The sequence below is a fragment of the Pseudoxanthomonas sp. PXM02 genome (assembly GCF_014851805.1).
GTDB lineage: Bacteria > Pseudomonadota > Gammaproteobacteria > Xanthomonadales > Xanthomonadaceae > Pseudoxanthomonas_A.
On the sequence record NZ_JACVAK010000001.1, the window covers coordinates 1,190,841 to 1,215,059 of the forward strand.

A 24,219-nucleotide genomic window follows, 5' to 3' on the forward strand; every position below is an offset into this window, starting at 1 on the left:
TCATCCACGCAGCGCCTGCAGGCGCTGCGCGAGTTTCTTCGGCGAAATGCCGCTCTTCGCGCCCAATTCCTGCGCGAACACCGACACCCGCAGCTCCTCCAGGTCCCAGCGCAGCGCCTGCCAGTCGGGCGTGTGCGCGACGCCATCCTCGTTCGCCTGCACGATCGCATCGGCAAACGGCTTGAGTTCCAGCATGCGCGCCTGGTCCTTGGCGGGATCGCGCTTGGCGCGTTCGGCGCGCAAGGTCATCGCCTTCAGGTAACGCGGCAGTTGCGCCAGCGCGTCGGCCGGCGTGTCTCGCAGGAAGCCCGGATGCACCAGCGCCGCCAGTTGCGCGCGCAGGTCGTCGAGGTTGCCGCGCGCCCAGCCCATCAGCGGCGCATCCAGTTGCGGCTTCAGTTCCGCCACGCCAGACAGGATCGCCTCGGCCAGCTTCAGCCGCTCCATCGCCTCGCCGAACAGCCGCTTGCCGGCGTCGTCGCGCCGCTGTTCGAATGCGGCACGGTCGCGGATCGCGCCCAGTCCGTCGGCCAGCACCGCATTCATTGCCGCATCGACGATGTCGCCGCGCAGCCGTTCCTGCGATTCGATGGCCGCATACAGCAGCCCGGTCTTCGGCGACACCGGCAGCTGCTTGCGCGCCTGCTTCACCTTGTCGGCCAGCGCGATCTCCAGCAGGCGGCGCACGCCACCCGGATGCGCGGCGGCGGCTTCCGCACGGTCAGCGAACACTTGCAGCGCCACCGTCTCGCCCTCATCGCGCAGCGCGGGATACGCGGGTACGCCGGCTTCGCCGGGCACCTCGCGCGGAATCGCCTGTGCAGGGAAGTCGCGCAATCCGGTGGCCGCCATCTCGCGGCCCGCGCGCGCGGCGAACGCCTGTCCCGCCTTCGTGCCGAAACGTGCACGCAGTTCGTCGAGGTCGCGCGACTCGGCCAGCACCTTGCCTTCGCCGCCGCGCGGGTCCTCGCGCAGGCGCAGGTTCATGCGCAGGTGCGGCTCCAGTGCGGCTTCGTCGAAATCGAGCGCGCTCACCGCCACGCCGGTCGCGCGCGACAGGAAGCGCGCCAGTTCGCCGCGGATATCGTCGGCGGTCGGCTTGGCGAAGGCCTCGAAGAACGCGCGGCCGTAATCCGGCGCCGGCACGTAGTTGCGCCGCATCGCCTTGGGCAGGCTGCGGATCAGGCCGGCCGCCTTGTCGGCGACGAAGCCCGGCGCCAGCCACGACAGGCGCGTGGCGTCGAGCGCATTGAGCAGGTGCAGCGGTACTTCCAGCGTCACACCGTCATCGACGGATCCCGGCTCGAACTTGTAATGCAGCGGCAGTCGCGCATCGCCCAGCGCGAAGTACTTCGGGTAACGGTCCTCCTCGCTGCCCTCGCCCGGCAGCAGGTCGGCCAGCGACCAGTGCAGCGCGCGGCGCTTGTCGGCCGGCAAGGCTTTCCACCAGCTATCCAGTCCAGCCGCGGAATGGATATCCGCCGGCACGCGGTCGAGGTACCAGCGCGCCTGCCAGTCCTCGTCTGCGACCAGGCCGGCGCGGCGCAGCTTGGCTTCTTCTTCGCGCGCCTGTTCCAGCGCCTTCAGGTTGTCGGCGACGAACGACGCGCGCGTGTTGATCTCGCCGGTCACCAGCCCCTGCCGCACGAACAGATCATGCGCTTCCGCGGGTGCGATGCGACCGTAGTGCACCGGCTTCTTCGGCGCCAGCACCAGGCCGAACAGGCTGATCTGCTCCGACGCCAGCACCTGGCCCTGCGCGCGCGACCAGTGCGGGTCGAAGTGCTTGCGAAGCAGCAGATGCGACAGCTCGGCGATCACCCAGTCCGGCTCGATCGCGGCCAGCGTCATGCCCCACACCTTCTGCGTATCCAGCAGGTTGGCCGCCAGCAGCCATGGCGGCGGACGCTTGGACAGCGGCGAGCCGGGGAACGGCAGGAAACGGCGCTGGCGCGGCGCCTGGAAATCGCTCTTGTCGGTGCGGTGGCCGATCTGCGTCGGCAGGCCGGCTACCAGCGCGCGGTGCAACGTCTGGTAAGCCGCGGCGCGCGCGCGCTCGCTGAAGCCACCGGCGGTCGGCGACTGTTCCTTCTGCGCACTGACGGCGACCGGCGCCAGCGTGGCGTCGGTCTTGCCCTCGCGCGCCAGACGCGCGGCGCGATGCAATTGACCGCGCGTCGCCTTGACCGCCGCCGCGTCATCGCGCGCCACCGGCGGTGCGCTGCTGCCGGCCAGCAGTGGCGCCAGCGAGGCTTCGCTGGCTTCTTCCTTCCAACCCAGTTCCTCGCACAGCAGACGCAACTGGCGGTGCAGTTCGCGCCATTCGCGCATGCGCAGGAAACCGAGGAAATGACGGCCGCACCAGTCGCGCAGTTTCGATTGAGTGAAGTCCTCGTGGGCCTGCCGATAGGCATCCCACAGACGCAGCACGCCAACAAACTCGGAGCGGCCGTCGGCGAACTGCGCATGCGCCGTATCGGCCGCGCCGCGCGCGTCGGCCGGACGCTCGCGCGGATCCTGGATGCCGAGGAACGACGCGATCACCAGCATCGGCCGCAGGCATCCCGCGGCCTGTGCGGCCACCAGCATGCGCGCCAGCTTCACGTCGACCGGCAGACGTGCCATCTGCTTGCCGATCGCGGTCATGCGCCGCTCGTTGTCGACCGCGCCGAGTTCAGCCAGCTGCTGCCAGCCGTCGGCGACGGCACGCTCGTCCGGCGGCTCGAGGAACGGGAAGTCCTCGATGCGGCCCAGGCCCAGCTGCAGCATGCGCAGGATCACCCCGGCCAAGCTGGAACGGCGGATCTCGGGATCGGTGAACTCGGCGCGCGCCTGGAAATCGGCTTCCGCATACAGTCGATAGCAGATGCCCTCGGCGATGCGCCCGCAACGGCCCTTGCGCTGGTTCGCGCTGGCCTGCGAAATCGGTTCGATGTGCAGGCGGTCGAGCTTGTTGCGCGGGCTGTAGCGCTTGACGCGCGCGAAGCCGGGATCGACCACGTAGCGGATGCGGGGCACCGTCAGCGAGGTCTCGGCGACGTTGGTGGCCAGCACGATGCGTCGGTTGGCTCCGGGGTTGAACACCCGGTCCTGGTCCTGGTTGGACAGGCGCGCATACAGCGGCAGCACGTCGGTGTTGCGGTACTTGCGGCGCTCCAGCGACTGGTGCGCATCGCGGATCTCGCGCTCGCCGGGCAGGAAGACCAGCACGTCGCCGCGCGCGTCCAGCCGGGTGATCTCGTCCACCGCTGCCACGATGCCGTCATTGACCGTGCGTTCGCCTTCCTGCTCGCCCTCGCCTTCAAGCGCGCGATAGCGCACCTCCACCGGATAGGTGCGGCCTTCCACGCTGATCACCGGCGCATCGTCGAAGTGCTTCGCGAAGCGTTCGGTGTCGATGGTCGCCGAGGTGACGATGACCTTCAGGTCGCGGCGCTTGCGCAGCAACTGCTTCAGGTAGCCGAGCAGGAAGTCGATGTTGAGGCTGCGCTCGTGCGCCTCGTCGACGATGATCGTGTCGTACGCCGACAGCCAGCGATCGCTGGCGATCTCCGCCAGCAGGATGCCGTCGGTCATGAACTTGATGTGGGTGTCCTCGCCCACCTGGTCGGTGAAGCGCACCTGGAAGCCGACGCCGCGGCCGAGTTCGGTCTTCAATTCCTCGGCCACGCGGCGCGCCACCGCCCGCGCGGCGATGCGGCGCGGCTGCGTACACCCGATCATGCCGGCCACGCCGCGGCCGGCCGCCAGGCATAGCTTGGGCAACTGCGTGGTCTTGCCGGAACCGGTCTCGCCGGCAATCACCACCACCTGATGGTTGCGGATCAGTTCGATGATGCGGTCGCCTTCGCGGGCAATGGGCAGCGCCTCGTCCAGCGTCACTTCCGGCACCGTCGATAGGCGACGCTCGCGCATGGCGATCGACGCGTTCAATGCCTGTTCGAACGCCTGCCGCACACCCGCGTCGGCGGGCTTGCCCTGCCACCGCGACAACAGCCCATGCAGGCGGCCGCGATCGCGGCTCAGCGCACGGTCGAGCGACCGTCGCCCCTGGTCGAGGGCGGCGCGGTCGGGAGGCGTCGGGGACGGGTCACGAGGGGTATTCATTTTTCAGCAAGCGGTTGAAACTTTTTGCTCACGCCACATGTTCTAGTGTGCCTATTGTGCCGCCTCAACCCACCCTCAGGAGAATCCGCATGGCCAAGCCGAAGACCAAGCCCGCGAAAACGAAGACCAAGGCCGCGCCTGTCGCCGCGCCGCTCGCCTCGGCTCCGTCGGCGCCGAACATCGATATCGGGATCAGCGGCGGCGAACGCAAGAAGATCGCCGACGGCCTGTCGCGCTTCCTGGCCGACAGCTACACGCTCTACCTGAAGACCCACAACTTCCACTGGAACATCACCGGCGCGATGTTCAATTCGCTGCACACGATGTTCGAGACCCAGTACACCGAGCAGTGGACCGCGCTGGACGAGATCGCCGAGCGCATCCGCGCGCTGGGCTTCAACGCACCGGGGTCGTACCGCGAGTTCGTCAGCCTGACCTCGATCCCGGAAGAGCCGGGCCTGAGCGACAGCGCCGACTGGCGCGAAATGGTCCGCCAGCTGGTGGTTGGTAACGAGGCGGTCTGCCGTACGGCACGCAAGGTGCTGGACATCGCCGACGATGCCGACGATGCCCCGACCGAGGACCTGCTGACCCAGCGCCTGCAGACCCACGAAAAGTACGCCTGGATGCTGCGCTCGCTGCTGCAGTAAGCGCCCCCCGGCGACACTCGAACGCCCGGCCCCTGGCCGGGCGTTCTGTTTCCGGGCCGGCGCGGATTTTCCCGACCCGCCTGCACGCCTGTCGCCGACAGGACGGCCGGACGGGCGGGTTATCCTGTGCACATGTCGTCCCCCGCACTTGAAACACTGCAGCGCGTCTTCGGTTACAGCGCCTTCCGTGGCCACCAGCAGGCCATCGTCGAACACCTCGCCGCCGGCCACGATGCCCTGGTCCTCATGCCGACCGGCGCCGGCAAATCGCTGTGCTTCCAAGTCCCGTCGCTGCTGCGCGAGGGCGCCGGCATCGTCGTCTCGCCGCTGATCGCGCTCATGCAGGACCAGGTGGATGCGTTGCGCCAGTTGGGCGTGCGCGCGGCGTTCCTGAATTCCTCGCTGGCGGCGGACGAAGCCCAGCAGGTCGAGCAGGCCCTGCTGCGCGGCGAACTGGACCTGCTGTACGTCGCCCCCGAGCGGCTGCTGACCGGGCGCTTCCTGTCGCTGCTCGACCGCAGCCGGATCGCGCTGTTCGCGATCGACGAAGCGCACTGCGTGTCCGCCTGGGGCCACGACTTCCGCCGCGAATACCTGGAGCTGACCCTGCTGCACGAGCGCTGGCCGGACGTGCCGCGCATCGCGCTGACCGCGACCGCCGACCCGCCGACCCAGCGCGAGATCGCCGAGCGCCTGAACCTGGTGGACGCACAGCGCTTCGTCAGTTCGTTCGACCGTCCGAACATCCGCTACACCGTGGTGCAGAAGGACAACGCGCGCCACCAGCTGCGCGACATGCTGCGCAAGCACCGCGGCGAGGCCGGCATCGTCTACTGCCTGTCGCGCAAGCGGGTGGAGCAGTTCGCCGACTATCTGGCCGAGCAGGGGTTCAATGCCCTGCCCTACCACGCCGGCCTGGATGCCGACGTACGCGCACACAACCAGCGCCGCTTCCTGCGTGAGGACGGCATCGTGATGGTGGCGACCATCGCCTTCGGCATGGGCATCGACAAGCCCGACGTGCGCTTCGTGGCGCACGTGGACCTGCCCAAGTCGATGGAAGGCTATTACCAGGAGACCGGCCGCGCCGGCCGCGACGGCGAGGCCGCCGAGGCCTGGCTGTGCTACGGCCTGGGCGACGTGGTGCTGCTCAAGCAGATGATCGAACAGGGCGAAGCCGGCGAGGAACGCAAGCGGCTAGAGCGGCGCAAGCTGGACCAGTTGCTGGGCTACTGCGAATCCACCCAGTGCCGTCGGCAGGTGCTGCTGGCCGGCTTCGGCGAGGTCTACCCGCACGACTGCGGCAACTGCGACAACTGCCTGAGCCCGGCCGAAACCTGGGATGCCACCGAGGCCGCGCAGAAGGCGCTGAGCTGTGTCTACCGCACCGGACAGCGCTTTGGCGTGAACCACGTGATCGATGTCCTGCGCGGCAGCGAGAGCGAACGCATCCGGCAGTGCGGCCACGACCACCTGACCACGTACGGCATCGGCAAGGACCTGGACGCCACCGCGTGGCGCAGCGTGTTCCGCCAGCTGGTGGCCTGCGGCCTGCTGGAAGTGGAGGTCGAATTCGGCAGCCTGCGCCTGACCGAAGGCAGTCGTGCGGTACTGCGCGGCGAGCGACGCCTGCAGCTGCGCAAGGAACAGCGTGAACGGCGCGAACGCGACCGCACCCCGCGCAGCGGTGTGCCCGTGCAGGCCGCCGACCTGCCGCGCTTCCAGGCGCTGCGCGACCTGCGCGCGCAACTCGCACGCGAACAGAACGTGCCGGCCTACGTCATCTTCCACGACAGCACGCTGCGCAACATCGCCGAGCAGCAGCCCACCACCCTGGCCGAACTGGCGCGCGTGGGCGGCATCGGCGGGGCCAAGCTGGAGCGCTACGGACAGCGCGTGCTGGACCTGCTGGGCGCTTCGCCCGGATGAAGTTCCCAGGGTGCGATCGTGGGCATCAGCCGGCATTCAATCCGCGGCTGTTAGGTTGCTTTACAGGTCCGTCGTCCGGCGGGCCGCGCTTCCGGGACTCCCCATGAAGACCCTGCCCGTCGCCCTGCTGGCCCTGATCACCATCGCACCTGCGTGGGCGCAGTCCAACGCCGAAGCGCTGGACCTCAGCCTGCCCCAGTCGGCGACCTACGCCAAGGATCCGCCGGGCACCTGGTACGGCGACACGCAGCCGGCCCGGCCCAAGAAGGACGCCGCGTCCGCTGCCCCCGTCGATCCCTGCGTCTACTACGGCGATGACGATGGCGACGGCGTGTCGGGCAGCTTCACCACCGGCATCGGCTACAGCAAGGGCCACGGCCGCAGCACCTACAACGGTGTCAACCTCAACTTGTGCAAGACCACGTACAACGACGAAGGCAAGCCGCGTACGTTCAACTTCAACATCAACATCGACCAGTACGACGGCCCCGGCGGATATTACGGTGGCCCGTATGGCGGCTACCCCGGCGGCCCGGTGATGCGCGGCGCGCCGCGCTGGTGAGCTGATCAGTCGCGCGTGGCGACGCGCGCGACCAGGGACACGGCCACCAGCAGCACGACCAGAAGTCCGAGCGCCGCCGCCAGCGAGGTGCCCTTCGCGATGAAGCCCAGCGCCGCCGGCCCCAACAGCACCCCTGCATAGCCCATCGTGGTGACCGCCGCGACCGCCAGATGCGTGGGCATGCCACGCTGACGCCCCGCCGCCGAGAACATCACCGGCACCACGTTCGCCGCGCCCGCGCCCACCAGGGCGAAGCCCGCCAGCCCGGCCAGCGGCGACGGCACGAAGATCGCCAGCGCAAACCCGGACGCCGCGACCAGCGCGCCGCACACGACGACACGGAACGCACCCAGCGCCTGCACGATGCGATCGCCGGTCAGGCGCCCGATCGTCATCGTCACCGCGAACGCGACGTAGCCGAAGCCGGCGGTCGCCGGATCGGCGTTGCGCATCGATGTGAGGAAGACGGCGCTCCAGTCCAGGACCGCGCCTTCGGACAGAAACATCGCAAAGCACACGGCGCCGATCAGCAGCACGCGTCCGCGTGGCAGCACGAACGCCGGGTGGTCCCCGTCGCCGCCCTCGACCAGCAGTCCGCGGCGTGATGCCGCCAGCAGCAGCGCGGCGACGATCGCCATGCCGCCAATCGCCAGCAGCGGCGACGCACCCAGCGTCAACGCCCCCGCCACGCCGCCCGCACCGGCGATGCCGCCGACGCTGTACATGCCATGGAAGCCGGACATCATGGCGCGGCCGCTGTCGCGCTCGACGATCACCGCCTGCACGTTCATCACGACGTCGAGCACCCCCATGCTGGCGCCGAACACGGCCAGCACCAGCGCGAGGACAGGAATGCTGGGCGCGAGCATCAGTGCCGGCATGCACAGGCAGATCATCGCGCCCGCCGCCAGGATCATGCGACGGCAACCGAAGCGCGCGGCCAACCCGCCTGCAAGCGGCATCATCAGCACCGAGCCCACGCCCAGGCACAGCAGCATCAGGCCCAATTGGCCGTCGTCCAGCGCGAGCTTGCGTTTGGCGAACGGGATCAGCGGCGCCCAGGCCGAGATGGCGAAGCCGCCGATGAAGAACGCGATGCGGGTGGCGATGCGTTCGCGCGCGCCAAGGACCGGCGGCGCCGCGTCCAGCGTTGCCATGCGACTCAGGGCGCCAGCAGTTCGAACGGCACCGCGTCGCCGACCGCGCTGGACGGTGCGACCCACAGGTCGAACAGGCCGGTCTCGGCGACAGGACGGTTGTCGACGCCATGGAACTCGAAATCAGCACGCGCCAGCGTGAACTCGACGTACTGCGATTCGCCGGCAGCGAGCGCGATCTTGCGGAAGCGCTTCAGTTCGCGCACCGGACGCACGCGGCTGGCGGTACGATCGCGCAGGTACAGCTGCACGACTTCCTCGCCATCGCGCGTGCCGCTGTTGGTGATGCGCGTGCGGATGGTCAACGTGTCGTTCCAGCCCAGCGTCTGCGTATTCAATTGCGGCACGCCGTAGTCGAAGCGCGTGTACGTCAGGCCGTGGCCGAACGGGTACAGCGCGGCGTGGGTGACCTCGCGCCAGCGCGTCTGGAAGTAACGCGGCGTGCCCGGCACGTTGGGACGGCCGGTGGCGGGATGGTTGTAGAAGTACGGCTGCTGGCCGGCATCCTGCGGGAAGCTCACCGGCAGGCGCGCGGACGGGTTGTAGTCGCCGAACACGACGTCGGCGATGGCCGGGCCGGTCTGCGTGCCGAGGAACCAGCCCACCAGGATCGCCTGCGCCTCGCGCACCGCGCCGTCCAGCGCGAGCGCGCGACCGTTGCGCAACACCACGACGACCGGCGTGCCGCTGGCGGCGACCGCCTCGGCCAGCGCCTGCTGCGCAGCGGGCAGCACGATCTGCGTACGCGACTGCGCTTCGCCGGAGAATTCGTGCGGTTCGCCTACCGCCAGCAGCACGACATCGGCCTCGCGTGCGGCCGCAACGGCGGCATCGATGCCACCTTCGATCGCGTCCTCGATGCCGCTGCCAGGCACGACGACCAGCGCGGTCGGATCGGCCAGCGCGGCGCGCACGCCGGTCTCCATGTCCACCATGCGCGAGGCGTCGCCGAAGATGTTCCAGCAGCCACCCAGGTTGGCGGTGTCCTGCGCGAACGGTCCGATCAGCGCGATGCGCTGGCCGGCTTTCTTCAACGGCAACACGTCGCCTTCGTTCTTCAGCAGCACGATGGAGCGGCGCGCGCAGTCACGCGCCAGCGCATCGTGCGCGGCGATGTGCGACTGGTCGGCTTCGCGTTCGGCATCGAGGCAACGGTAGGGATCGTCGAACAGGCCGACCGCAGCCTTGACGTACAGCACGCGGCGCACGGCCTCGTCGACTTCGTCCATGCTCAGTCGGCCTTCGGCGACCAGCGTGGCAACGTGGCCGGCGTAGATGCCGCTCTGGAGGCTCATGTCGAGGCCGGCAGAGAGCGCTTTCTGTGCTGCGTCAGCTTCGTCGCTGGCATAGCCGTGCGCGATCAGTTCCAGGTCGGAGGTGTAGTCGGAGACGACGAAGCCTTCGAACTTCCACTCACCGCGCAGGATGTCGGTCAGCAGTTCGCGGTTGGCCGAGGCCGGCACGCCATTGATGTCGTTGAACGAGCTCATCAGCGTCAGCGCGCCGGCGTCGATGGCCGCCTTGAAGGGTGGCAGGTGCACATCGCGCAGCGTCTGCGGCGCCATGTCCACGAAGTTGTAGTCCAGGCCCGCGGAGATCGCGCCATAGGCGGCGAAGTGCTTCGGCGTGGTCAGCAGCGAATCGGCGGCGGTCAGGTCATCGCCCTGGAAGCCGCGCACGCGGGCGGCGGCGAATTCGCAGGAGAGGTGCACGTCTTCGCCGGAAGTCTCGGCCACCCGGCCCCAACGCTGGTCGCGTGCGATGTCGACCATCGGCGCGAACGTCCAATGGATGCCGGCGGCGGTGGCTTCCTTCGCCGTCGCGCGCGCAGTGCGCTCTGCCAGGTCGGGTTCGAAGCTGGCCGCTTCCCCCAGCGGGATCGGGAACACCGTGCGCATGCCATGGATGACGTCGGCACCGAGCAGCAGCGGAATGCCCAGACGGCTTTCCTCCACGGCAATGCGCTGCGCCTCGCGGCCTTCGGCGGCACCCACGCCATTGAACAGCGCACCGACGCGGCCGCTGCGGATCTGCTCGCGTACCTGCTCGGCATCGCGCGCGAAGGTCTCCGGATTGACCTCGAAGGCGAACGGCCGCAGTGCGTCGGCGAAGGCGCCGAGCTGGCCGATCTTTTCCTCCAGCGTCATCTCGGCGATCAGGCCCTCGATCCTTCGCTGATGCGGCATGTAAGCGGTCCTCCCGGGAACGCGGGTGTTACGGGGGAGCCATTATGAAAACGTTTACAGTCAGGGTCAAACCCGTCACCACGACGCCCCAGGCGCCGACCGGAAGCTGCGCGAGGGACGGTTTAGGGCCTCAGCCGGCCATGCCGGCGTGCCGCAGCAGCGCGTCGATCCTTGGTGCCCGGCCCCGGAACGCACGGAAATTCTCCGCCGCGCTGCGGCTGCCGCCGCGGGCCAGCACCTCGTGGCGGAAGCGGGCGCCGGTTTCAGCCACCTGCGCCGGGGCCTCCTCGAACGCCGCGTACGCATCGGCGCTGAGCACCTCGGCCCATTTGTAACTGTAGTACCCCGCCCCGTAGCCGCCGGCGAAGATGTGGCTGAACTGGTGCGGGAAGCGGTTGAACGCCGGCGGGATGTTCACCGCCACCTCATCGCGCACGCGATCCAGCAGCGCCAACACGCTGTCGCCCGCCGCGTCGAAACTGCTGTGCAACTGCATGTCGAACAGGCCGAACTCGAGCTGGCGCACGGTGATCATGCCGCTCTGGTAATTCTTCGCCGCGACCATCCTGTCGAACAGCGCACGCGGCAACGGTTCGCCGGTATCCACGTGCGCGGTCATCGCTTGCACGCGCTCCCACTCCCAGCAGAAGTTCTCCATGAACTGGCTGGGCAACTCGACGGCGTCCCACTCGACGCCATTGATGCCTGCCACGCCGAGCTCGCCGATCCGGGTCAGCAACTGGTGCAGGCCATGGCCCATCTCGTGGAACAGCGTGGTGACGTCGTTATGGCTGAAGGTCGCCGGCTTGCCGTCCTGGCCCTTGCCGAAGTTGCAGACCAGATACACCAGCGGCGTCTGCGTGCCACGCGCAGTGTCGCGCCGGTTGCGGCAGTCGTCCATCCAGGCCCCGCCGCGCTTGCCTTCGCGCGCATACAGGTCCAGATAGAACTGTCCGACCAGGGTGCCGTCGCCATCGACCAGGCGATAGAAACGCACATCCGGATGCCACGTCGGCGCAGCATCCTGCTCCACGCGCAAACCGTAAAGGTCGCCGATCACGCCGAACAGGCCGCCGAGCACCGCCGGCTCGGTGAAGTACTGCTTCACCTCCTGCGCGGAGAAGCTGTAACGCGCCTGCTTGAGCTTTTCGCTTACGTAGGACAGATCCCAGGCCTCGACCGTGTCCAGGCCAAGTTCGCCGCGTGCGAAGGTTTCCAGCTCCGCGCGGTCACGCTGCGCATGCGGCTTGGCGCGCGCGGCGAGGTCACGGAGAAAGTGCAGGACTTCATCGGGCGTGTCGGCCATCTTGGTCGCCAGGGAATACTCGGCGTAGCTGGCGAAGCCCAGCAGCGCGGCGAGTTCGGCGCGCAGCGCGAGAATGCGATCGATCAGCGCAGAGTTGTCGAGTTCCTCGTTGCCGCCCAGTTCCGAGGCGCGCACTGCGTTGGCGTGGTACAGCGTCTCGCGCAGCGCGCGGTCATCCGCATACGCCTGCACCGGCAGATAGCACGGCATCTGCAGGGTGAACTTCCAGCCCGGCTCGTCGTCGGCCTTCGCCGCCGCACGCGCAGCGGAGACGACGTCCGGCGGCAGGCCGCCGAGGTGCTGCTTGTCCTTGATCCAGAACTCGTACTCGTCGGTGGCGTCCAGCACGTTCTGCGAGAACTTCGCCGACAGCCCGGAAAGCTCTTCCTTCACCGCAGCGAAGCGTGCCTTCTGTTCGTCCGGCAACTCGGCGCCGCCCAGGCGGAAATCGCGCAGGGCGTTGTCCAGCACCTTGCGACGCGCTTCGTCGTACTGCGCCGCTTCCGGTGCGTCGGCGAGTGCGCGGTACTGCCGGTACAGCGCCAAGTTCTGGCCGAGCGCGGCCCAGAAGCGCGTCACCTTCGGCAGCTGCGCGTTGTAGGCCGCGCGCAGCACCGGCGTGTTCACCACCGCTTCCAGATGGGTCACTTGGTTCCAGGCACGCGCAAGCCGCTCGGTGGCGTCATCGAGAGGTACGACGAACGTCTCCCAGCTGACGGGCACCACACCCTCGGCCGCTCTTGCCGCTGCCTCAGCTTCGGTCAGCAACTGATCGATCGCGGGCGCGATGTGCTCGGGACGGATCGCATCGAAGCGCGGCAGACCGGAGAAATCGAGCAAGGGGTTGGTCATGGGAACACCTGAAGGGGACGTTGTTCGTGCGGGCCACGGGCACGCGGGGATGGCGGCATGCGCGAGCGCTGGATCGGCAGAAACATGGGGGCGCCGGGAACACCCGCAAAGGCCGCCCGCCCATTTTACTGGCGCAACCTACCGGGGGCGACCGAGCACCGGGCAAGCCGCAGGCGAAGCCCGCCCCGGCATGCGCCGGATATGGCGTATAACCGGCTTCCAGTATTCCGCCTTCAGGCAATGAGGCGCCATGGACATCTCACGCGCAACGCTATCCGACCTGAACCAGGCCGTGGACCGGCTGACCCACGCCTTCGCCCACGATCCCATCACGGGCTTCCTGCTGCAGGACGGTCCCACGTATCCGGGACGCCTGGCGCAATTCTTCGCACTGCTGATGCGGGCGCGCCTCGCGCTCGGGATGCCCGTGCTGGTGGCGCGCGACGGCGAAACGGTCCACGGCATCGTGATGGGCAACATCCCCTCGCCTCCCGCATGGCCCGCCGACATTGCCCAGGAGTGGGAGAACTTCGAGAAGGCCGTCCCCGGCATGGTCGATCGGCTGGCGATCTACGAAGGGCTCGCGGCGCAGTTCGCGCCCGCCGCGCCGCACTACTATCTCGGCGTCATCGGCGTCGATCCTGCCCTGCATGGCCAAGGCATCGGCCTGCGCCTGATTTCATCGTTCTGCGCCCTGTCCGAAGCCGATGGTCTCTCCCATGGCGTGTACCTGGAGACCGGAGAGCCGTCGAACGTGCGGTTCTACGAACGCGCAGGCTTCGTCGAAGCCGGGCGCGGGACGATGGGAGACGCGACGCTGTGGTGCATGTACTTGGCCCATGGCCGAACTGACGTCTGAAGCGTGCAACGAGCGAGTAAACGCATGCGTCCGACACTCCCGCTGTCCACATGGATAATCGCCGTCGACCTGGATGCCACGCGATCGATCAGGCGCCAGGGCGGACATCCTGCCGAGGAGTGCCTTTGCGCGGATTGCATGACCTGGAAGCGCGTAGCTGCCAAGGCGCTTCCATCCGGACTCGACGAGCAACTGAAGAGGCTCGGCATCGAAAAGGACAAGCCGACGGATCTTTACGTGTACGGCCGGCACGAAGGCAGACTGGACTTCCGCGTCATGTTCCATGTCGTCGGTAAGATCCTGTCCGGCGCTTCACCTTGGCTGCAGGGCTCCGATGAAGGTCGGATGCACAACTACCATGTCGTGCAATCCGAGCCCACCTGGGTCGGCCTCAGGGTATCCAAGGCGTGGGACTCGTTCGAGTACGCACCCCACGTGGAGAAGGACGTGCAGAGCGATGTCGTGTGTATCGATTTCCGCCTTCAGGTGCTTGTTTAGACAGTCGAGCGGCGCGATGGCTGAAGCAAAAAGGCCGACTGCGAAAGTCGGCCTAGATGAATGATCCGTAGTGGTGGGCCGTGAAGGATTCGAACCTTCGACCAAAAGATTAAAAGTCACCTAAATTTAGCCGGCACAACAAGCACTTAGGACCGCGAGTTTTACCGGTTTGAGCCTGTGAAACGCGCGACACACCGTGCACGGGCCACCCAATTTACCGATCCCAAAGGGGGTCGAGTGGCTGTGCGCCGCCCTGAATGGTGCACAACAACTCGAGCCTTTTTGACAGATCGTCCACCGGCGAATTTTTACGGTCACCGCACCTCATAGCGAGCGTGACGTGTGGCTGGGTACCGACCTCTTCCCCCGGATTTTTCGTGGCGTGACGATGGTGATCGATACACGCTGTGCATAGGCAAAGAGCCGATTGCGCAGGTGGCGCCCCGCCGCATGGGGTGGGTCGTAAGCATCCTGTTCTCGGCGCACGGGGAGGCCGCGTTCCGCGTCTCCGTCCAGTCCCTCGATCACGGGAGGGGCTGGGTGACGCGGTGGGCTTGGCAGCGCCTTGAGGCCCTCACCAAGTTCTATGGCGCCAAACTCGCTCGCGCTCCGCACTCCTCGCGGACCGCGTCTTAGCCGGAGCCAACATGGTTGAGAAGCGGCTCATCTGGGACTTACAAGCATGGGACGCCTTCAAGCTGGAGGTGCGTAGACTCCACGCCCATGGCATCCGCGGTGACGCTCTTTGGAAGCGCGTGGAGCAGGCATTCGTTCCGCTCTATGCCTCCGCCGATCCGAAAGATCATGCGCAGGTGTACGAGGATGCCATGCGATACCTGGTCGCCTGCGGGTACCTCCCCCCGTCTATGGCCCCGTAGGCCATCACGCTATGAAGACCCCCCGCATCCGATAGTTGGCCCATGCTCACCGTCGACCAGGTCACCATCCGCCTGAACGAAGCCGAGGCCGCCATCCGGGACGGCCAAATTGGCAGCAACCCTCATGAATTCATCGAGACGCTCTGGGCTCAAGTGCTCGAAGAGTGTCCTCCGGAGGCTCGCATTGGCGCGTATCAGCGGCTTTTGGGGCTGAGTGAACTGCTCGGTATCCGGCACACCAGCGTGCCCGAAGAAAGGCTGGCCGGACCGCAGTGGGACATGTTCTTGGCTGCCTTGGAAGAGCTGCCCGACGCCAGGGAAGACGAGCTGATCTTCTGGCGTGCGATCGACCACGCCAAAGCGCCTTTATTCGATGGGGTGACCGAGGAAGATGGCGCGATCATCGAGACCGCTGTACAGGCGGAGCTGAACCGCCGCGGCCTGGCTACGCCGGGCGACTTCGAACCCTAGGCAGGCGGCTTACCGGAGTTCTCGAGGAGCCACCGAATGACATCTTCGGGGCTATCGCCATCTTGCAACCGCCGGTAGACCTTCGCTCGCTCCTTCCGCGTCAGCTGGCGCCCCAGCAGTTGGCCCAACTGCACCACGCGCAACGCTGGCCGAATACGATGGATCACAAAGCTGACGTCGTCCTCCGATGTGATCCCGCGTTTTCGGAGGAAGGCAATAAGGTCCCGCTCCAACGGGGTAAGCTTTCCGAGGGTTAGCTCGCTGTCGTCTTCTAGGTCGTTCATTCGTCGCAGGATAGCCCGTCCTCGTTTACGCCGTGAGACACGTCATATGTGCTACTCCGCCCAGATCAAGTCCGACTACAACAAGTTCCTGCGCCACAACGGCCCGGTGATGGATCTGAAGGCGTTCGCGGCCCTGTGGCTGCGAGAGAACGGGTTGGAGCGGGAGAAAGTGCCCAAGGGCGTGATCGATACGGTCGGCCCGCTGCTACCGCCCGAGGTGCGTGCCGCGTTCGACGACCGCTTCGCCGCTGACGAGGCCGAGTGGCAGGCGGCAATCTTCAAGCAGGCCAAGCGCAAGGCCGACAATGAGCGGAAGCTGCAGACCAAGGTCACGAAGGCCGCCAGCGAGCACGTCCGCATCGCCGGCAACAAGATCGAGCAGCTGAAGGGCTGGATTGCGGATCTGCACCGCACTGAACTCAAGGCCCGCGACTGGCAGTTCTTTCCGCAGTGGTGGGTGCCGGTGATCGTGCGCGAGGGTGATGACTACGTGGTGCGTCCGATGCGCTACCAGCTGCGCCAGCCCGGCATGCCGGCGTCGAGCGATTTCACGCGCAAGGGCGAGATGAGCGGGACCTACAACGCGCGCCGCGACAATCTCGAGCGCTTCTGGCGCCACCAGTTCGGCTACACGCACGGCCTGATGGTGATCGACGAGTTTTGGGAGAACGTCGACAAGCCAGGCGGGGGCAGCCAGCGCATCAAGTTCCGCCCCAAGGCTGGCGAACCGATGCTGGTCGCCTGCCTCTGGGCGAACTGGACTGACCCGGAGGGCATTGAGCCCGACATGCCCTGCTTCGCCGCGATCACTGACGAGCCGGAGCCGGAGGTCGCCGCAGCTGGCCACGACCGTACCATCATCAACATCAAGCCCGAGCACGTCGAAGCTTGGTTGAGCCCGGACCCTGCTAACTTGCAGGCGCTCTACGACATCTTCGACGACAAGCAGCACCCCTACTACGAACACCAGATCGCGCAGGCCGCATAACGATGAGCAACGAAAAACCCACGGACGATCCGCAAGCGTTCATGGATGCCGAGGAGGTGGACACCAATCCGGGCGGTGATCGACCGGCCGAGCTACTGGGTATCTGCTTCGGCGACCTCGTCCCCAGCCTACCGTGCGTGCTCGTCGGCCTGCAGGTGCGCCTAGTGGCCACGGATGGGACCGTGCGCGAGGGCGAGCGCGACCCGATCATGATCCACTACTCTGTTCTCGCCGATCTCCGGGACAACCTCCCGCGGCTGCTGGAGCACATGAAAGCGGAAGGATCCAACGTCGATCGCATGGACCCGCCGAGGTCACGCTTGCCAGCTTGGAACGAGGGACCCCGCTTCAAAGGCCCGATGGACATGCGCGCCTTTTGCACGGGCTTCGGCTTCTTCGAGGATACGTTGCCAGCCCAGGGCGCCGCGATGGCGTACATCGAACTGCGCGACGAGGCGAGGCAGGAGACAACCGGGGGGCGGTACATAATCCCGCACCGCGCTCTGCTCCAGCTGCAAGAGGTTCTGCCAAAGGTGCTGCGGAAGATGGAACAGAAAGGCCACGCTGAACGAGCGCGCGTCCACTGACCCGCATCATGGCAGCCGGACGCTCTAGCTTTCTCAGCGCCGTCCCTTGCGCGCTGGCCTGCGCTTGACCTCGATCACGGGGTAAGGCTGACCGAACGCATCGAGCAATGGCGCTGTGCGCTTCGCGGCCTCGGCCGCCAGAACCTTGTTGCGCACCTCGCCCATCGCCTGCTCGCCCCACTTGGCCATCCATGCGTCCGCATAGCGGCGTGCGCCTTCGGCAGAGGCCACCACGCGGGAGTTCTGGAAACCGTCTATGTAGGCGCGAGTGACCACCCGCACGCCCTCGCCGTCGTCGACGTCGTAGTGGACGAGTGGGTAACCGAGATACACCAGCGAGGTACGCCGATCTCGCGTCACCCATGCCGGCACCTGGTCATCCACTGCGCTACTCGTCTTCCTTCGTGATGAACGGCGGCGATGAGAGCGTGCGCTGTGCGGCGAACAGGTCATCCGGACTCAGGCCCCGCAGCACATACGTGGCGTTGGCCAGCGACTCGAACGCTGCCGGCTTCGTGCCTTCCTTCCAGCCGAACCACCGCTCGTAACGGTGCACCTGGCCATCCTCGCCGACCTTCTCGATCACGGACGGCAGATCCCGCATGTACTCCCGCCGGTCGTGGAACGGCCCGCCGACAAACGTCACCACTCGATCCATGTCCCCCCTCCTCGGGCTGGTCTGCAGCGCCTGCAGTCGCCGGCGCCGGTTTCGCTGGCCAGCACCAACGAGATCAAGCGGAGGGCAGCCACCCTGCCTTTATATCGAATTTTTAGGATGCCCATCGGGACGAGGTAATAAAGGTAATCAGAGAATTTTCAAAGCGTTTTAACCGTATACATCAATGACTTATGACCGTATTTCAAAGGTAACAAAAGGGTAATTTCTGGGTTACCAGATTACCTTTTCAGGAAGTAACCTCTTTCCGAAATCCGGCCCTTACGAATCAATGACATAACCTCCGATTACCTTTCGGGTTACCCCGGATTACCCTGGCAGGTAACATACACTTGTCCTTTCCATTCAATTACTTACCTCCCGTCAAGGGCGGCAGGTTACCGATTACCTCTTTCCGATGGGCATCCTAAAAATCCGGGCACTGCCCACTGCCCGCAGATCGCGCCCTGAGTGTTCCGTGACGCCCCGCCTCTGCGCGGGGTTCCGCAGGGTTGTCCGATTGCCTGCGCGGGCCGTGTGCGCCCGTTCTGGCGGCCGGCGGCGGTGGGCGCGGGCTGCGGAAAAAAGGGGCCATGAAGACCGCAGGCGTGGCGGGGCGACGACTGCGCGCGCCGGGGGTCAACCGACGTGAAACTGAACGAAGTGTTAAGATTCCCCCAGCCACTAGGAGGGGGCGTCGATGAGCTGTGGGCTTGGCATCTGCACCGAGGCGCTGCGCTCCGATGGAGCACGTCTATTCGGCTTCGCTGAGTATTTGGCGGCGCTGGCGCTGATCGTGGTCTTGTGGACCATAGTTGAGCCCCGCTACCGCCTCAGACTTGAGGTGGCGAAGATCGATATTCGTCGCGCGGCGTTCTATGTGATCGCCGCAGTAGGAGTGCTCACCCTCATCACCGACCTATGGCGCGCGCAAGGGTGGCCCGTCATTCGCGGGTCGTTGATTTCACCCGCTCTCTGGCAGGCACTGATGGCCGGAGCCTTGTTGTTCACGTTCTTTGCCTGGATGGCAGTCGCCTTCCTATGGCCGCCGCGATTCAGCCGGTTCAACGCGAGGCGGTTCGTATCCGTTGCAGACGGAATAGTTCGCAAGGGCAGCCCCGACGAGCTCGTGCAACTAGCGGAGGCGCTTGGCCCCTCGGCTGAGCGCATCGTAAGTGCTGCTGCACAAGACCTCCTCCCCCAGCCTGGCGACAAAGATATAGCCCTCAATGCACGCCGGCTGTTGCATACGCTCGAAGATCCTCAATTCTGCGCCGCAGTTGTTAAATCGGCGCCCGTCACGCTGTACGCAATTTTCGGCGCGGCTTCGGCGCATCCGCAAGCGGCGAGAGCAATGTCGGTTTTCTCTCACAACGTTCTAAGTGCTGCCATTTCAGTGGAGGGCTCGTTTCTTCATCGAGAGAACTCCGACCTCTACGCTGGATTCGCATCGCGCGGCCAGCAAATCACACGGCGCGTGTTCGGTGACTGCGATCTGCTTGACCGGATGGACGGCGTGTTCGTCGACTTCTACTCATATCAATGGCGCCCCTCGGAGCTGCGGGCATACCTACGGGCAGCAACGGTGGTGCTCAAGAATTACGCCTCACGGGATAGGCCTACACATTCCATCACGGTGAATCAGATATTCAGCGCTGTAGGGCGTGCCACTTCTACCGTCAGGCTTTTGAACGGAAGTGACGACGGACAGAGCCCTCATGCCGAATCAGCACGGGCAATTCTGGAGTTCATCGAACAGGTTGCTGACGCACTGGGCAAAGGCGGAATACCCGTCGCGGACTGGAACAGAGTTGACGACCATGACAACCCGATAAACCGGCTCGCAGAGATTTCGTGCAAGTTGATTTTTGCTGCGTCTTCGGTAACCGAGCCAATGCAGACTAGTTGGTCGATACAGCACAACCTAGTCTGGTCAGGCGTCTTCAATGCTCATCTCCGTCACGGTAATGCGGTGATGGCTGAAGTACACGCTCGCGTCGCCCGAATGATATGGATCCAGATTCGCAAACTCGAATACTTCCCGAACTACGTCGGCACCATGCTATTGGGCTCGTGCCTGAACATCATCGGTGTCGCTGGGAACGCCCGACGGGCGAGCGTATTCAGTACTAGAAGTGAGCGCGCACTATTCTGGCTCACGCGACGTTGGGTAGTCGCGCACTTTGACTGTCTGTATCGCTATCACCCTGACATGGCCGTCGCTGGCTTCAATCCAACGCTTTCCTATCGGCCGCGATCAAAGTGCCTGCGCAAAATGTACGAACCCCATGCTGGACGGCCTAAACCAGAATACGACACGCTCGACGTTGAAGCCTGCACGGCACGGACGTCGAAGAAGAACTACTCCGACTTCCCAAAGAAGTGGGGTAACCGCAAGCGGCAACTCTCGACCATATTCCCGACCGCACTTTAGGAATAGTTGTTCGAGCTAATCGACCTGAGTAAACCGGATCACCTCCGATCCCACCCACTCGTTGACGCGCAGCAGGCGGCGCTGGATCGCCGCCAGCTCGTTGGCTTCCCACACGCCCGACGCGTCGCCGATGTTGCCGAAGCCCCCGGCGTTCTGCGGCACGATGCCCAGCAGCTGCGGCGGAATGCGGAGCGACGCCAGCACATCGTCGCGTGTCACGCCCTTGATCCCGGTGAACTCGTCACGCGCTGCCACCTCGCTGACCGGGATCAGCTGCAGTCCGTCTTTCTTCCCGTTGGGCGAGTGCAGGAACAGGTTGCGGAAATTACCCGGCCCGCGAGCGCCTTTCAACGCCTCGCGCAACGCGGTCACGTCGCCGTCGTCCACCTGCGGATCGCTCAGATACAGGATGAACCCGGCGTGCGATCCATTGGTGTAATACTTGCGCCGGAACAGCGTGGCCGATTCATTGAGCAGCGCCGACTGCAGCGCCGCCAACCATTCCGGCAGACCGTAAATCTCCTGATCGACGTCGGCCTCTCGCAGCTGGAACACCGTACCGCGCTCGAACTCGTGCTCACTCTTCCAGCCGTGCACCTGGTAGAACATGCCCGGCTCGACACCGCGCCGCATGTACTTTGCCAGCAGCGGCGCCAGCTTCATGGCGTTGCCCAGCATGCTGTTGCGCCGCTCCAGGTACGCCATGCCGAAGTAAACCCAGTCGGTTGCGAACTGCTCGAAGGCCTCCGCACTCAGCAGACGATGCGGAATGAAGCTGCGCGCCAGCATGTTGACCTTGAACCGCAGACCTGACTGCAGGTAGACGTTGGCGCGCGTGGTCTTCGACAATCCGTCCAGCGACACCGGCGGTTCGTACCACCGGCCGTTATGCCAGCACTCCACGTAATCGAAGATGCCGCGCGAATCCAGCACAGGCGTCGGGTCGCCGAAGGTGAAAGCCTGTACGCCCTTCGGCGCAGCTACGGTGTCGCTCATGAGATCTCCAAGGTGCTGCCGCGCTTCTGGGCGTGCGGCCCTTCCAGCGGCTCGTTGTGCAATGCGTGGAACAGCGCCCACGCGAGGTCGGCGTGCCCGGTCTCTTCCGACCGGTCGGCCTTGTATGTGATCTGCCGCTGACTCGGCGTCATGGTCTTCTTGATCGCCATGATCGACTGCGTGAGATCCGTCCAGCCGGCGTCGTATTCCAGCCGGCCATTGGAGATCACGTCGTAAGCCTTCAACACCAGCCGCGACTTGACCTCCGGCGAGTAACTGAACGTCACAAGGTTGGGGAAAAACGTCTTGACGATCTGCGCCACGCCCGTGCCCATGCCGGTGGTGTCGATGCCGATATACGTCACCCAATACCGCTCGGTGATTCCCTTGATAAATTTCGCCTGCGACGCGAAGTCACCGCCCTTGAACTTGTGGCGCTCCAGCACGCGGAACTTACCGCCTGGCACCTGCGGCGGCGCCAACACGACAAGGCCGGCGCTGTCGCCGTTCTCGGCGGGGTCATAGCCGATCCACACGGGAAAATCGCCGTACGGCCGACGCGCGAACGGCTTATAGACGTTCCCCCAGTCCACCCAACTGTCCACGTGGCACGACTGCAGCAGCGAGAGCGGGAACACGCTGGCGCTGTCGTCGACGAACTCGCACATGAGCAGATTGGCGAACGCGTCCGGCGAGTACTCCTCCCGCAGCTCGTTGATATCGAACAGGTCACAGCCACGGCGCGCCGCGTCCATGATCGTGACGATCTGGCGCCACACGCGGTCCTCGCACGCACGCCCCTGACCGAGCGCGTCGTGCGAAACGTCGATCTTGATCCGCTGGTCTGCCGGCTTGCCGCGGTTCCGGCGCTCCCCCGTCCAGAAGGAATACGCTTGGTGGGCCATGCTCGACGGCGTGCTGAAATAGGTCTTGCGCCACTTTTTGTGCATCGCCATGCCGCTGGCGACCTTGTTCAGCTCGTCAAAGCCATACGTCCAAAAGAACTCATCGAAATAGAAATTTCCGTGATAGCCCTGCGCCGTGCGCGCATTGGTACCGAGAAAGAACAGCTCGGCGCCGTTGGGCAGCAGGATGGTCTCGCTGCCGCTCAACTCGCGGTCCAGCACTTCGCGCACGAATGCCTGCATGTAGCCCCGGAACAGGAACGCCTGCGCCTTCGAGGCACTGAGGAAGATCTGATTGCGCCCGGTCTTGAGCGCATCCATGAAGGCCTCGCGGGCGAAGTAGAACGTGGCGCCGATCTGGCGCGATTTCAGGATGACGCGCGTGCGCAGGTTGCTGGCGCGATACCAATCCCGCTGATAGTCAAAGCAGCCCTCGATAAAAGCCGACTCCAGCCGCTCGATCTCTTCCTCGGTGAACTCGTTTCGCTTCTGCTTTTTCTTAGGCGCGGCGTTGCGGTTGGCCACGGCCGGGTTCAGGTCAGCCTCGTTGCCGCCGCCCTGGTAGCGCTGGATGCGCGCCTGTCGCTCCAACTGCCGGTGCAGCAGGTCGATTTCCTTGTAATCGGCGCCTGACTTCTGATCCTTCATGATCAGCGTGACGAGACGCGCATGCAGCGCGCCGCCGATGCGTTCGACGTGATCAGCGCGGTCCCACTCGTCACGGGACTTCCAGCTGTGTATTGTCTTTTCGTTCTCCCCGGTGGCCTCGGCGATCTCGCAGACACGCCATCCCATCCAATACAGGTACTTAGCCTGTTGGCGGGCATCGATAGGGAGCTGGGCAAGTGCGCTATTCACCTCGATAGCGTGACCGCCACACACCTTGTTCAACACAAATCGCCCGCGTAAGCGTGCGGTTTACATGCTGCCTTCATTGCCGGGGCATTTCGCGCTGCCGACCATGGCTCATCACGTCGATTTGACGATGCAGCCACCCGCCGAGCAGAGGAAAGCATGTCCGGTCAAACCAAGAAATTCCGCTCCAAGTTCTTCCGCATTGCCGTGGAAGGTGACGCCACCGATGGTCGCGTGATCGAACGGCAGTGGCTGCTGGATGCTGCGGCCACCTACAGCCAGACCACCTATGCGGCTCGCATCTGGATGGAACACTTCCGCAGCATGCTGCCGGATAGCCCGTTCCGCGCCTATGGCGACGTGACCGCGCTCAAGACCGAAGAGGTCGAGATCGACGGCAAGAAGAAGCTGGCGCTGTTCGCGCAGATCGAGCCGACCGACGACCTGGTGAAGATCGTCAACGTGCAGAAACAGAAGCTGTACACCAGCATGGAGATCTCCCCGAAGTTCGCCAACACCGGCAAGGCGTACCTGACGGGCCTCGGCATTACCGACTCGCCGGCCAGCCTGGGCACCGAGCGTCTGGCGTTCTCCGCGCAGCATCCGGAGGCCAAGCTGTTCGGCGAGCGCAAGCAACACGCCGACAACCTGTTCAGTGCTGCCGGCGAGGTGGAGATGGCTTTCGAGGAAGTCATCACCGAGCCGACCGCCACCGACAAGCTGTTCAACGTGCTTTCCACGCTCGCCGAGCGCCTGACGGGCGCGGCCACGAAGGTCGAACCGAAGCCCGACGCCCCGCCGGCCGCCACGCAGGATTTCAGCGCGATTGCCACCGCGCTGGCAGGCATCGGCGACCACCTCAAGACGCAGGGCGAAAGCTTCGCCCAGCTGCAGCGTGAAAGCGCCGAGCAGAACGCCACCGTCAAGAAGCTGCAGACCGATTTCGCGGACCTGTACTCGCGACTGGACAACACGCCCAACGGCGCGCAGCCCGTGCGGCCGCCCGCCAATGGCACGAAGGGCACCAGCGCCGTCACCGACTGCTGATCGCACCACACCA

At 65.5% G+C, this 24,219-nt stretch carries 18 protein-coding genes; 10 read left to right on the plus strand and 8 right to left on the minus strand.

Annotation, left to right across the window (positions count from 1 at the left end):
• Positions 1–4,107, minus strand: coding sequence for an ATP-dependent RNA helicase HrpA (gene hrpA, locus IB225_RS05785; RefSeq protein WP_192310241.1), 4,107 nt, complete (start codon positions 4,105–4,107; stop codon positions 1–3).
• An 89-nt stretch (positions 4,108–4,196) separates the two neighbouring features.
• On the opposite strand from hrpA, the gene IB225_RS05790 reads away from it, so the two are divergent.
• From IB225_RS05790 to IB225_RS05800, 3 genes are all read left to right on the plus strand, one after another.
• Positions 4,197–4,757 (plus strand): Dps family protein, encoded by a 561-nt coding sequence (locus IB225_RS05790; RefSeq protein WP_192310242.1) that lies wholly within the window; start codon positions 4,197–4,199, stop codon positions 4,755–4,757.
• A 132-nt stretch (positions 4,758–4,889) separates the two neighbouring features.
• A complete protein-coding gene (recQ, locus tag IB225_RS05795; protein ID WP_192310243.1) occupies positions 4,890–6,686 on the plus strand; it encodes a DNA helicase RecQ in 1,797 nt (598 codons plus the stop codon).
• A gap of 103 nt (positions 6,687–6,789) precedes the next feature.
• Positions 6,790–7,248 (plus strand): hypothetical protein, encoded by a 459-nt coding sequence (locus IB225_RS05800; RefSeq protein WP_192310244.1) that lies wholly within the window; start codon positions 6,790–6,792, stop codon positions 7,246–7,248.
• 5 nt (positions 7,249–7,253) lie between these two features.
• On the opposite strand, the gene IB225_RS05805 is transcribed toward IB225_RS05800, so the two are convergent.
• The 3 genes from IB225_RS05805 to IB225_RS05815 all read right to left on the minus strand — a co-directional run bounded on the left by IB225_RS05805 (position 7,254) and on the right by IB225_RS05815 (position 12,749).
• Positions 7,254–8,405 carry an MFS transporter gene (locus IB225_RS05805; protein ID WP_192310245.1) on the minus strand — a complete coding sequence of 384 codons (1,152 nt, stop codon included), beginning with the start codon at positions 8,403–8,405 and terminating at the stop codon, positions 7,254–7,256.
• A 5-nt stretch (positions 8,406–8,410) separates the two neighbouring features.
• The gene (gene bglX / locus IB225_RS05810) at positions 8,411–10,591 is read right to left on the minus strand and encodes a beta-glucosidase BglX (RefSeq protein WP_192310246.1); all 2,181 of its coding nucleotides are present in this window, start codon (positions 10,589–10,591) and stop codon (positions 8,411–8,413) included.
• A gap of 130 nt (positions 10,592–10,721) precedes the next feature.
• Entirely contained in the window at positions 10,722–12,749 is a 2,028-nt protein-coding gene (locus IB225_RS05815) for a M3 family metallopeptidase (RefSeq protein ID WP_192310247.1), read from the minus strand.
• A gap of 250 nt (positions 12,750–12,999) precedes the next feature.
• Between IB225_RS05815 and IB225_RS05820 the strand changes: the two genes are divergently transcribed.
• The 5 genes from IB225_RS05820 to IB225_RS05840 all read left to right on the plus strand — a co-directional run bounded on the left by IB225_RS05820 (position 13,000) and on the right by IB225_RS05840 (position 17,314).
• Entirely contained in the window at positions 13,000–13,608 is a 609-nt protein-coding gene (locus IB225_RS05820) for a GNAT family N-acetyltransferase (protein WP_192310248.1), read from the plus strand.
• A 24-nt stretch (positions 13,609–13,632) separates the two neighbouring features.
• The gene (locus IB225_RS05825) at positions 13,633–14,106 is read left to right on the plus strand and encodes a hypothetical protein (RefSeq protein ID WP_192310249.1); all 474 of its coding nucleotides are present in this window, start codon (positions 13,633–13,635) and stop codon (positions 14,104–14,106) included.
• Between the two features lie 920 nt (positions 14,107–15,026).
• Positions 15,027–15,455, plus strand: coding sequence for a hypothetical protein (locus tag IB225_RS05830; RefSeq protein WP_192310250.1), 429 nt, complete (start codon positions 15,027–15,029; stop codon positions 15,453–15,455).
• A gap of 330 nt (positions 15,456–15,785) precedes the next feature.
• Positions 15,786–16,727, plus strand: a complete 942-nt coding sequence (locus IB225_RS05835; RefSeq protein ID WP_192310251.1) for an SOS response-associated peptidase family protein — start codon at positions 15,786–15,788, stop codon at positions 16,725–16,727.
• Between the two features lie 2 nt (positions 16,728–16,729).
• Positions 16,730–17,314 (plus strand): hypothetical protein, encoded by a 585-nt coding sequence (locus tag IB225_RS05840; RefSeq protein WP_192310252.1) that lies wholly within the window; start codon positions 16,730–16,732, stop codon positions 17,312–17,314.
• A gap of 33 nt (positions 17,315–17,347) precedes the next feature.
• On the opposite strand, the gene IB225_RS05845 is transcribed toward IB225_RS05840, so the two are convergent.
• Positions 17,348–17,674: a hypothetical protein gene (locus IB225_RS05845; protein WP_192310253.1), complete on the minus strand. Its 327-nt coding sequence runs from the start codon at positions 17,672–17,674 to the stop codon at positions 17,348–17,350.
• 28 nt (positions 17,675–17,702) lie between these two features.
• Positions 17,703–17,972 (minus strand): hypothetical protein, encoded by a 270-nt coding sequence (locus IB225_RS05850; protein ID WP_192310254.1) that lies wholly within the window; start codon positions 17,970–17,972, stop codon positions 17,703–17,705.
• A 697-nt stretch (positions 17,973–18,669) separates the two neighbouring features.
• On the opposite strand from IB225_RS05850, the gene IB225_RS05855 reads away from it, so the two are divergent.
• Positions 18,670–20,403: a hypothetical protein gene (locus IB225_RS05855; protein ID WP_192310255.1), complete on the plus strand. Its 1,734-nt coding sequence runs from the start codon at positions 18,670–18,672 to the stop codon at positions 20,401–20,403.
• Between the two features lie 15 nt (positions 20,404–20,418).
• On the opposite strand, the gene IB225_RS05860 is transcribed toward IB225_RS05855, so the two are convergent.
• Both IB225_RS05860 and IB225_RS05865 read right to left on the minus strand, forming a co-directional pair.
• Positions 20,419–21,399, minus strand: a complete 981-nt coding sequence (locus IB225_RS05860) for a phage portal protein (RefSeq protein WP_192310256.1) — start codon at positions 21,397–21,399, stop codon at positions 20,419–20,421.
• Positions 21,396–23,162, minus strand: a complete 1,767-nt coding sequence (locus IB225_RS05865) for a terminase family protein (RefSeq protein ID WP_192310257.1) — start codon at positions 23,160–23,162, stop codon at positions 21,396–21,398. Before IB225_RS05865 ends, IB225_RS05860 begins: the two co-directional genes overlap by 4 nt.
• Positions 23,163–23,318: 156 nt before the next feature.
• Between IB225_RS05865 and IB225_RS05870 the strand changes: the two genes are divergently transcribed.
• Positions 23,319–24,206 carry a GPO family capsid scaffolding protein gene (locus IB225_RS05870; RefSeq protein WP_192310258.1) on the plus strand — a complete coding sequence of 296 codons (888 nt, stop codon included), beginning with the start codon at positions 23,319–23,321 and terminating at the stop codon, positions 24,204–24,206.
• Positions 24,207–24,219: the final 13 nt, after the last annotated feature.

Bases quoted from the DNA above. Each gene is read 5' to 3' on its own strand.
- IB225_RS05825 (WP_192310249.1), top strand. From the start codon at position 13,633: ATGCGTCCGACACTCCCGCTGTCCACATGGATAATCGCCGTCGACCTG.
- IB225_RS05840 (WP_192310252.1), top strand. From the start codon at position 16,730: ATGAGCAACGAAAAACCCACGGACGATCCGCAAGCGTTCATGGATGCC.
- recQ (WP_192310243.1), top strand. From the start codon at position 4,890: ATGTCGTCCCCCGCACTTGAAACACTGCAGCGCGTCTTCGGTTACAGC.
- IB225_RS05815 (WP_192310247.1), bottom strand. From the start codon at position 12,749: ATGACCAACCCCTTGCTCGATTTCTCCGGTCTGCCGCGCTTCGATGCG.
- IB225_RS05805 (WP_192310245.1), bottom strand. From the start codon at position 8,405: ATGGCAACGCTGGACGCGGCGCCGCCGGTCCTTGGCGCGCGCGAACGC.
- IB225_RS05855 (WP_192310255.1), top strand. From the start codon at position 18,670: ATGAGCTGTGGGCTTGGCATCTGCACCGAGGCGCTGCGCTCCGATGGA.
- IB225_RS05830 (WP_192310250.1), top strand. From the start codon at position 15,027: ATGCTCACCGTCGACCAGGTCACCATCCGCCTGAACGAAGCCGAGGCC.
- IB225_RS05860 (WP_192310256.1), bottom strand. From the start codon at position 21,399: ATGAGCGACACCGTAGCTGCGCCGAAGGGCGTACAGGCTTTCACCTTC.
- IB225_RS05820 (WP_192310248.1), top strand. From the start codon at position 13,000: ATGGACATCTCACGCGCAACGCTATCCGACCTGAACCAGGCCGTGGAC.
- IB225_RS05790 (WP_192310242.1), top strand. From the start codon at position 4,197: ATGGCCAAGCCGAAGACCAAGCCCGCGAAAACGAAGACCAAGGCCGCG.
- IB225_RS05835 (WP_192310251.1), top strand. From the start codon at position 15,786: ATGTGCTACTCCGCCCAGATCAAGTCCGACTACAACAAGTTCCTGCGC.
- IB225_RS05800 (WP_192310244.1), top strand. From the start codon at position 6,790: ATGAAGACCCTGCCCGTCGCCCTGCTGGCCCTGATCACCATCGCACCT.
- IB225_RS05850 (WP_192310254.1), bottom strand. From the start codon at position 17,972: ATGGATCGAGTGGTGACGTTTGTCGGCGGGCCGTTCCACGACCGGCGG.
- IB225_RS05870 (WP_192310258.1), top strand. From the start codon at position 23,319: ATGTCCGGTCAAACCAAGAAATTCCGCTCCAAGTTCTTCCGCATTGCC.
- hrpA (WP_192310241.1), bottom strand. From the start codon at position 4,107: ATGAATACCCCTCGTGACCCGTCCCCGACGCCTCCCGACCGCGCCGCC.
- bglX (WP_192310246.1), bottom strand. From the start codon at position 10,591: ATGCCGCATCAGCGAAGGATCGAGGGCCTGATCGCCGAGATGACGCTG.